The organism is Halorubrum sp. SD683, assembly GCF_002135045.1.
Lineage (GTDB): Archaea > Halobacteriota > Halobacteria > Halobacteriales > Haloferacaceae > Halorubrum > Halorubrum ezzemoulense.
Map to the genome: position 1 here is coordinate 1 of NZ_NEWJ01000102.1, position 8147 is coordinate 8147.

General features: G+C 71.0%; 8 protein-coding genes and 1 pseudogene. 1 reads left to right on the plus strand and 8 read right to left on the minus strand.

Annotated features, from left to right (window positions below; all coding sequences use genetic code 11):
* Positions 1 to 24 precede the first annotated feature (24 nt).
* The 5 genes and pseudogenes from B9G49_RS15140 to B9G49_RS15160 form a co-directional block, all read right to left on the minus strand.
* Positions 25 to 450, minus strand: coding sequence for a universal stress protein (locus B9G49_RS15140; RefSeq protein ID WP_086216930.1), 426 nt, complete (start codon positions 448 to 450; stop codon positions 25 to 27).
* A gap of 95 nt (positions 451 to 545) precedes the next feature.
* Positions 546 to 1103 carry a diadenylate cyclase gene (locus B9G49_RS15145; protein WP_049931055.1) on the minus strand — a complete coding sequence of 186 codons (558 nt, stop codon included), beginning with the start codon at positions 1101 to 1103 and terminating at the stop codon, positions 546 to 548.
* 136 nt (positions 1104 to 1239) lie between these two features.
* A complete protein-coding gene (gene cruF / locus B9G49_RS15150; RefSeq protein WP_086216934.1) occupies positions 1240 to 2163 on the minus strand; it encodes a bisanhydrobacterioruberin hydratase in 924 nt (307 codons plus the stop codon).
* A pseudogene (locus B9G49_RS15155) lies at positions 2148 to 3083 on the minus strand (prenyltransferase); the annotation flags it as partial. The gene cruF and the pseudogene B9G49_RS15155, both read right to left, overlap by 16 nt.
* Positions 3080 to 4582, minus strand: coding sequence for an NAD(P)/FAD-dependent oxidoreductase (locus B9G49_RS15160; protein WP_086216931.1), 1503 nt, complete (start codon positions 4580 to 4582; stop codon positions 3080 to 3082). The gene B9G49_RS15160 and the pseudogene B9G49_RS15155, both read right to left, overlap by 4 nt.
* Before the next feature lie 191 nt (positions 4583 to 4773).
* Between B9G49_RS15160 and B9G49_RS15165 the strand changes: the two genes are divergently transcribed.
* A complete protein-coding gene (locus B9G49_RS15165; RefSeq protein WP_086216932.1) occupies positions 4774 to 5532 on the plus strand; it encodes an SDR family oxidoreductase in 759 nt (252 codons plus the stop codon).
* A gap of 15 nt (positions 5533 to 5547) precedes the next feature.
* Here the strand turns inward: B9G49_RS15165 and B9G49_RS15170 are convergent, their stop codons facing one another.
* From B9G49_RS15170 to B9G49_RS15180, 3 genes are all read right to left on the minus strand, one after another.
* The gene (locus tag B9G49_RS15170) at positions 5548 to 6420 is read right to left on the minus strand and encodes a sulfurtransferase (protein WP_049930951.1); all 873 of its coding nucleotides are present in this window, start codon (positions 6418 to 6420) and stop codon (positions 5548 to 5550) included.
* Between the two features lie 138 nt (positions 6421 to 6558).
* Complete coding sequence (locus tag B9G49_RS15175; RefSeq protein ID WP_049930953.1) at positions 6559 to 6981, minus strand: universal stress protein; 423 nt, start codon at positions 6979 to 6981, stop codon at positions 6559 to 6561.
* 144 nt (positions 6982 to 7125) lie between these two features.
* Positions 7126 to 8115 carry a Gfo/Idh/MocA family protein gene (locus tag B9G49_RS15180; RefSeq protein ID WP_086216933.1) on the minus strand — a complete coding sequence of 330 codons (990 nt, stop codon included), beginning with the start codon at positions 8113 to 8115 and terminating at the stop codon, positions 7126 to 7128.
* Between the last annotated feature and the right edge of the window lie 32 nt (positions 8116 to 8147).

Consider the following 8147-nt stretch of genomic DNA (forward strand, 5'->3'; position numbering starts at 1 on the left):
ATCGGACTCGCTCCGAGGGGCGGGTCACTTGATGAGGAACACCGGAACCGACGCGTCGTCGGCGACGCGGTCTGAGACGCTCCCGAGCGACCGAATCCGCTCGCGCGGCGACTTCCCCTCCGGGCTCATCACGATCACGTCGATACCGGCCTCGTCGGCGTACCCGACGATCTCCGTGTCGGGCGTCCCGTGCGCGACGTGCGTCTCGGCGTCCAGCCCGGCCTCGGCGGCCGCGTCGGCGACCGCCGCGACGGCGGCCTCGCCCTGCGATTCGAGGTTCTCGACGACCTCGTCGTGGAGGTCGCCCGAGTTGGCGGCCGCGATCCGCCGGTCGACGACGTACAGCGCGTGGAGCGTCGCGTCGTGGTCCGTCGCGAGCCGGACCGCGTGTTCGAGCGCGCGGTCGACCGCCTCGCTCCCGTCGGTCGGAACCAGTATCTCGTCGTACATGCGTCGTCGTTCGCCCGGCCGAGGTTTAACCGTGGGGCCTCGGGGCCGGACTCCGGGAGCGCCGCGCCCGTGCTAACTGCCGGGCGCGAAGCGCGCTACTCGCCGCGCCAGCGGCCGCCGATCTCCTCGCGCCGCATGCTGTTCGCCTCGCCGTCGCGGAAGACGCTGACGCGGCCGGTCTCCTCGCTCAGCGTCACCGTCGCCACGACCTCCGGGCGGACCGAGGTCTCGATGGCGCTCATGTGCCGCGACCCCATCCACGGCTCGTAGCTCACGTCGTCGACGAGATCGGTCTCCTCGTCGCGGGTGCCCAGGTCGCGGAAGCGGACCATCTGGGCCTCGATCTCGCCGTCGACCGCGACGACGACGCCGCCGTCCTGCGCGACGCTCACCGACTCCGCCGCCGTCGCGAGTGCGCCCCCGTCGAAGACGGAGGGGGCGGTGTCGCGGGGCCAGCGGTTGTCTCCCATCGGGTCGGCGTACGCCCCGTAGTCGCTGTCGCCGATGACGGCGAAGTACAGTCCCGGCCCCTTCACGTGCGGTTCCTCCCACCCGTCGAAGGAGACGCTGACGTGTTCGGCGCAGTACATCAGCCGGTCGACGACTTCGCACACGCGCTCGTGGTCGCCGTAGTCGATGGCGAGGTCGCTCATCGCCGTCGGTCCTCCCGGTTCGGTCGCCCGCCGCGATTGCCGCCGTCGGTCACGGTCGAGCAAACGAGTTCCCGGTATATAAGAGCCACCGAGTGGGGCGGCGTCGCACGGCCGCCGCGCTCGCCCCGGGCGCTCGCTATCGCCGCCACTCCGTGAACAGTCGCGTGTCGAACCGGTCGGCGCGGACGAGGCCGACGCCGAACGCGGCCGCGACCGCCGCGGGCAGGAGGTTCCCGAACCAGACGTTGATCCCGCCCCAGAGGATCACGAAGCTCACCATGTCGTCGAGCATGAACTCGCAGTCGCGCAGCCGGTCGCGGATCCCGACCGCCGCGAAGGCGCGGTCGAGCGTGACGACGGCGACGATCGCCGACAGCACCCACCCGGCGTAGTTCGAGAGGGGCACGCCGTAGAACGGTCCGCCGCCGAAGTTCCAGAAGCCGAGCGACACTGCGCCGGGGTCCAACACGACGTCCATCGCGACGACGACCGGGATCACCGTCGCCAGCCGGACCCACACGCTGTCGGCGCGCGGGCCGAGCAGCAGCAGACACAGCAGGTAGGCGTTCATCACGAGCGGGATGAAGAAGACGGGAAGCGCGACCGGGACCCCGCCGAGCATCGGTCCGAGGTCGACCGTGTACGCGAACTCCCCGTACGGCCACCCGGTGGCGACGCCGACCGACTCGATGAGGTACGTGTACGCCATTAGGACGCCGATCCAGCCGAGCGCGCGGCGGTCGATCGTCGGCAGCACGCCGACGACCAGCGGCGAGCGCATCACGATCACGCCGAACAGCACGAACCACGGGTGGAACGCGAACGGCTCGGGCACCCACCCCTCGGCGCTGCCGACGAGCGCGATCGCCCCGACGAGCGGGAAGACGACCGCGATGGTGAAGCGGTTCTCACGGACGAGCCGGTCCAGCAGCGCCTCGGCCTCGTTGCGCGTGTCCGGCGCGCGCTCGCGGAGCGCGTCGAGCCGAGAGCCGGTCGTCGCGGCGGCGGTCGTCCCGGCCGATCCCGCCCGGTCGCCGTCGCCCCCGGTAGCGCCTCCCAGAGCGGGTACACCCGCCAGAGGCCGCCCATCGACAGCAGCGTGCCGACGACGGTGTTCAGCGCCGGGAACCACCAGTACGCGCGGTCGACCGAGACCGACGAGCGCGCGACCCACGCGACGAACAGCGGGTACACGCCGAGCAGGGCGCCCAGCCGCGGGTCGACGAGCCAGAACGCGGCGGCCGCGGCGGTCCACACCCCGAAGCAGTAGGCGTACGTGCGCGCCTCGCCGAGGACGGTCGCGGTCGTGTCGATCCCCGCCGCGCGGTCCGGCTCGATGTCCGGGATCGCGGAGAACGTGTGCATCCCCATCGTCCAGAGCCACGCGCCCGCGAGCGCCGCGAGCGGCGGGTGCGCGCCCGCAACCGTCGCGTACGCCGCCGCGCCGGGGAGGACGTACAACCCGTTCGACAGCGAGTCGAGGAACGGCGTCGTCTTGAACCGGGCCGGCGGCGCGCTGTAGCCGACCGCCAGGGCGAGGAAGCCGAGCAGGTACGGCCACGCGACCCGCGGGGTGATCGCGAGCGTCGCGAGCCCCAGCGCGCCGGACGCGACGACGGCGACCGAGACGAACCGGCTCCCTCGCCAGCGCGCCTCGCGGCCCTCCTTCTTCGGATTCAGCTCGTCGATGTCGGCGTCGAACACGTCGTTGACGCCGTAGAGGAAGACGTTGGCCGGCACGAGGAAGTACGCCGCGAGCGCGACCGTGACGGGCGTGAACAGCCCGCTCACGTCGCCGATCCCGTAGGTGACGCCGACGGCGACCGGCCCGGCGAGGTAGAGCCAGAACCGCGGCCGCGACAGCACCAGCAGGTACCGGAGCCCCTCGCCGCCGCTTCTCGCGGGCCGGTCCCCGCCCTCGGCGGTGGCTCGCTCGCCGTCGGTCGCCGGTCGATTCTGGTCGCTCACGGCGGAGATCACACGTCGTCGCCGGCCATCGCTTCCGCGGTCAGCCCCCCGCTGATGAGACACATCGGGACGCCGATACCGGGCGTCGTCGTCGATCCGGTGAAGTACAGCCCGTCGACCGCGTCCGAGGTATGCCCGGGCCGGAGCAGCGAGGTCTGCGTGAGCGTGTGCGCCAGCCCCAGCGCGCTGCCCGCGTAGCTGTTGTACCGGTCCGCGAAGTCGTCGACCGAGAACGTCTCCTCGACGACGACCCGGCCGCGGAGGTCGGTCCCGGTGTTCTCCGCGATGTCGTCGATCACGAGGTCGCGGTACCGGTTGCGGATCTCGGGGGTGTCACGGATCCCGGGCGCGATCGGGACGAGCGCGAAGAGGTTGCTGTGGCCCTCCGGCGCCACCGTGTCGTCGGTCTTCGAGGGGACGCAGAGGTAGTAGGCGGGGTCGTCGGGCCACTCGGGATCGTCGAATATCTGTTCGAAGTGTTCGTCCCAGTCGGTCGGGAGGACGAGCGTGTGGTGTTCGAGGTTCGGCACGTCGCCCTCGACGCCGAGGTACAGGAGGAACGCGGAGGGCGCGTACGTCCGCGACTCCCAGTACTCCTCGGTGTACTGCCGCTTGCGCTCGGGCAGCAGTTCCTGTTCGGTGTGCGCGTAGTCGGCGTCGGAGACGACGCGGTCGGCGAGGTAGCGCTCACCGTTCTCGGTGTCGACCGCGAACGCGCCGTACCGCCCCTCGATCCCCGTCACCTCGGCGTCGGTGACGAAGTCGACGCCGAGGTCTTCGGCGAGTTCGACGATGCCGTCGACGACCGCGCCGATCCCGCCGTCGGGGTAGTAGACGCCCATGTTGTAGTCGACGTGGCTCATCAGGTTGTACAGCGCCGGCGTGTTCGTCGGCGAGCCGCCGAGGAACACGAGCGTGTACTGCATCAGCTGCTGGAGCTTCGGGTGGTCGAAGTAGTCCTCGACGTGCCCTTGCATCTTACCGAGCAGCGAGAGCCCCCACGAGTAGCGCATCACGTCGGTGTCCACGTAGTCGCGCAGCCGCGGGCGGTCCTCGTACACGAAGTGTTCCATCCCGATCTCGTAGGTCCGCTTGGACTCCTCGAGGTACGCGTCGAACGCCTCGCCCGCGCCCGGCTCGTACGACTCGAAGATCTCCCGGTTCGCATCGCGGTCCGGCAGCACGTCGACCTGATCTCCGTCCTTCCAGAACACGCGGTAGTGTGGGTCGAGCCGCTCCAGCTCGTAGAACTCGTCCGGCGACCGCCCGAAGTGCCCGAAGAAGCGCTCGAAGACGTCGGGCATCAGGTACCACGACGGCCCCATGTCGAACTGGAAGCCGTCGACTTCGAGCCGGCTGGCGCGGCCGCCGAGCTGTTCGTTCTTTTCCAACAGCGTGACGTCCGCGCCGGCGTCCGCGAGGTAACAGGCCGTCGAGAGTCCGCCGAATCCGCCGCCGATAACGACGACGGACTCGCCGGCAACGCCGTCGATGTCCGGGACCACGTCCATACGCCATCCTAGGGACGGCTCCGGTATAAATCCGGTCAGACGCGTCGCGGGAAGGTCCCTGACACGTTCGGTCGGCGGGGCTCGCGACGGCATCGCAGCGGTCCGCCACGGCGACGGGAGCGCGCGAGCGGAGCGGCGGGGGCGGCCGGAGTGGATACCACTAAGTCGCCGACGCGCGTACTCCCGTTCACATGGATCTGACGGTCGCGATCACCGGAGCAACGAGTGGGATCGGGCGGGCCGTCGCCGAGGCGTTCGTCGACGAGGGGGCGTTCGTCGCCGTCTCCGGACGCGACGGCGCGGCCGTCGATCGGACCGTCGCGGCACTGAACGGCGCGGGCGACGACCCGGACGGCGACGCCGAGGGCGACGCGGACGCCGGGGACGGCTCGCCGGCGGACGACGGCGGGACCGCGTGGGGCGACCGCGTCGACGTGCGCGACGAGTTCGACCTCGAACGCTTCTTCGAGCGCGTCGCCCGCGAGGCCGGCCCGGTCGACGTCGTGTTCGCGAACGCCGGCGTGTTCCACGGCGCGCCGGGCGAGCGGCCGACGACCGAGGTCACGTACGCCGACTACGACGACACGATGCGCACGAACGCGCGCGGCGTGTTCGCGACGATCCGCGAGGCCGTCCCGCACCTGACCGACGACGCGCGCGTCCTCGTCCCGTCGGGCGCGGTCGCCGCCGAGTCGAAGCCCGGGATGGGCGCGTACGCGGTGTCGAAGGCGGCTGCCGAGGGGGTCGCGCGCGGGTTCGCCGCCGACCTCGACGCGACGGTCGGCGTCGTCGACCCCGGGCTCGTCGCGACCGACCTCACGGGGAAAGAGCGCGCCCGCGACCCCGAGAGCGTCGCGCCGCTGTTCGTCTGGGCCGCCACCGAGGCGCCGGCCGAGGACCTGAACGGCGGTCGCCTCGGGTTACGGGAGTGGAAGTCCGCGACGCGGTAGGCAGTTTGGCGCGCGTTACTCGCCCGTCTCGATCGGCGCGCCGACGAGGTTCCCCCACTCGGTCCACGAGCCGTCGTAGTTCCGCACGTCGTCGTAGCCGAGCAGCTCGTGGAGGAGGAACCACTCGATCGACGAGCGCTCGCCGACGCGGCAGTAGGTGATCGTCGACTCGTCGCCGTCGACGCCGGCGTCGCTGTACAGCTCGCGGAGCTCGTCCGCGCTCTTGAACGTCCCGTCCTCGTTCAGCGTCGTGCCGATCGGGACGCTGCTCGCACCGGGGATGTGACCGCCGCGCTGGGCGGTCTCGTTGAGCCCCTCGGGGGCGATGACCTCGCCGGAGAACTCCTCGGGCGAGCGGACGTCGACCATCGGGATCCCCTCCTCGATCGCCTTGTCGATGTCGTCCTTGTACGCGCGGACGCTCTCGAAGGGACCGCGGGCCTCGTAATCGCGGGGCGTGAAGTCGGGCTCCTCCGTGGAGAGCGGGTAGTCGTTCTCGACCCAGTACCCCTTCCCGCCGTCGACCACGCGGATGTCGTCGTGACCGTAGTACTTGTAGATCCAGTAGCCGAACAGCGCGAACCAGTTCGGCACGCGGCCGCCGCCGTACACGACGACGGTGGTGTCGGCGTCGATGCCGCCCTCACCGTTTCGCGCCGCGAAGTCCGCCTTCGAGACGATATCGCGCTCCGTCTCGTCGGTGAAGACCGCGTCCCACTCGAAGTTCAACGCGCCGGGTATGTGGCCCTCCTCGTAGGGCGTGTACTCCGACTCGTCGGTGACGGTCGGGTTGTTGATCTCGACGAGCCGGTGGTCGGCGTCGTCGTCCTGAAAGGTGTCGAGGCGCTCTTCGACCCAGTCCGCCGTGACGAGTACGTCTTCGGACATCACCCGTAGTATGGCCTAAGCCCGCTTTGAACGTCCGATAATGGCGGTTCTTTCCGGCGCCTGTGACGACCGGCAGCCGGCCGAAACCCCGGATTTCGACCGCCTCGAGCGCGCTCGCTCGTTTATTCCGGCTGACACCTACCGGATCACCGTCACTGGCACGTCCGCCTTGTCGACGACGCTCTTGGCGACGCTGCCCACGACCTGCTCGCGCTCCTCGGAGAGCCCGCGGTGACCGACGTAGATCGCGTCGACCGTCTCTTCGGCCGCGTACTCGGTGATCGCGTCGGCCGGCCGGCCCGTGAGCAGTTGGGTCTCCACGGTGATCGGCTCGTCGACCGCCTCCTCGGCGATGGCGCGGGCGCTGTCTAAGACCCCCTGCCCGGCCTCGACGGCCGCGTCCTCGCCCGGGAGGATGATCGTGCCGTCGACCAGTTCCGAGTCCGGCGTTAACACGTGAGCGATCTCCAGCGTCTCGTAGAACGCGACCGCCTGTCGCGCCGCGTACCGGACCGCCTCGTCCCCCTCCGTCGATCCGTCGGTCGCAACGAGGTAGCTCATACGCGGAGATGCGTCCGACGGACACATAATTCCTGTCGGGCGTTCCCGGTCTGCGGCTCTGCCGGCGGCGACTCCGCGTCGCGCCGCGGGCGGCGACGGCGGATTCCATCGTCCGCCGGCACCCGCCACCGGTCGGAGCCGACCTTACCGTCCGCCGGCGTTCGCTCCCGGCCGGACCGAGTCGCCCTCGGAGGCGTGGATCGCGTCGAGCACCTCCTGAACGCGGGTCGCCTCCGCGAACGAGACGAGGTCGCCGTCGTCGCCGTCGAGCGCGCTCGCGAACTCAGTCAGGAGCGCGCGCACGCTGTCGCCGCGCTCGTCGACGAGCGTCGCCTCGGTCTCGCGGCCGCGGTCGCGAACGAGCCGGTACCACTCCGTCAGCGACAGCGACGCCTCGTCGCCGACGACGGTGACGCTGTTCTCTTCCTCGCCCTCGTGGTCGCACAGCAGGTCGAGCGTCCCGCGGACCCCGCCGGCCCGGAACGTCGCGACCGCGTCGTCCTCATAGGTGTCGGGTCCGGAGTACCCCACGTCCGCCGAGACGGTCTCGACCGGGCCGAACAGCTCACGGACGCCGAACAGGAAGTGCGTCCCCACCTCCCGGAGCGGGCCGCCCTGCTCGCGCGACTCCAGCCACGCCACGTCCTGCCACTCGCGGGGCCACTCGGGGAACCGGAACCGGAGTTCGACCCGACGCGGGTCGCCGACCTCGCCCGCTTCGACCGCCTCCCGGAGCCGGACGAAGCCGGGGGTGTAGCGGAACGGGAGGTTCACGGCCGTGACGCGGTCGGTCTCCTCGGCGAGCGCGACGAGTTCGCGGCCCGTCTCCGCGTCCGCCGCGATGGGCTTCTCGCAGATCACGTGTTTGTCGGCCGCGAGCGCGTCGGCGACAACCTCCCGGTGCGCGAGCGGCGGGACGCCGACGTAGACGGCGTCGAGGCCGTCCGTCTCGACGAGCGCCTCGTGGTCCGTTGTCGTCGCGGTGCGGTCGGTCCCGTGGTCGGCCGCGAGCGACGCGGCGCGGTCGGCGTCGAGGTCGCAGGCGGCCGCCAGCTCGAACCGGTCGTGGTCCGCTATGACGCCCCGCAGCCAGTCCCCGATGACGCACCCACCCACGCCGCCGCCCCGTCTCACGGCCGACGACGGCCGGCGGCCCGCGCTCCAGC

Bases quoted from the DNA above. Each gene is read 5' to 3' on its own strand.
- B9G49_RS15165 (WP_086216932.1), top strand. From the start codon at position 4,774: ATGGATCTGACGGTCGCGATCACCGGAGCAACGAGTGGGATCGGGCGG.
- B9G49_RS15145 (WP_049931055.1), bottom strand. From the start codon at position 1,103: ATGAGCGACCTCGCCATCGACTACGGCGACCACGAGCGCGTGTGCGAA.
- B9G49_RS15175 (WP_049930953.1), bottom strand. From the start codon at position 6,981: ATGAGCTACCTCGTTGCGACCGACGGATCGACGGAGGGGGACGAGGCG.
- B9G49_RS15170 (WP_049930951.1), bottom strand. From the start codon at position 6,420: ATGTCCGAAGACGTACTCGTCACGGCGGACTGGGTCGAAGAGCGCCTC.
- B9G49_RS15140 (WP_086216930.1), bottom strand. From the start codon at position 450: ATGTACGACGAGATACTGGTTCCGACCGACGGGAGCGAGGCGGTCGAC.
- B9G49_RS15160 (WP_086216931.1), bottom strand. From the start codon at position 4,582: ATGGACGTGGTCCCGGACATCGACGGCGTTGCCGGCGAGTCCGTCGTC.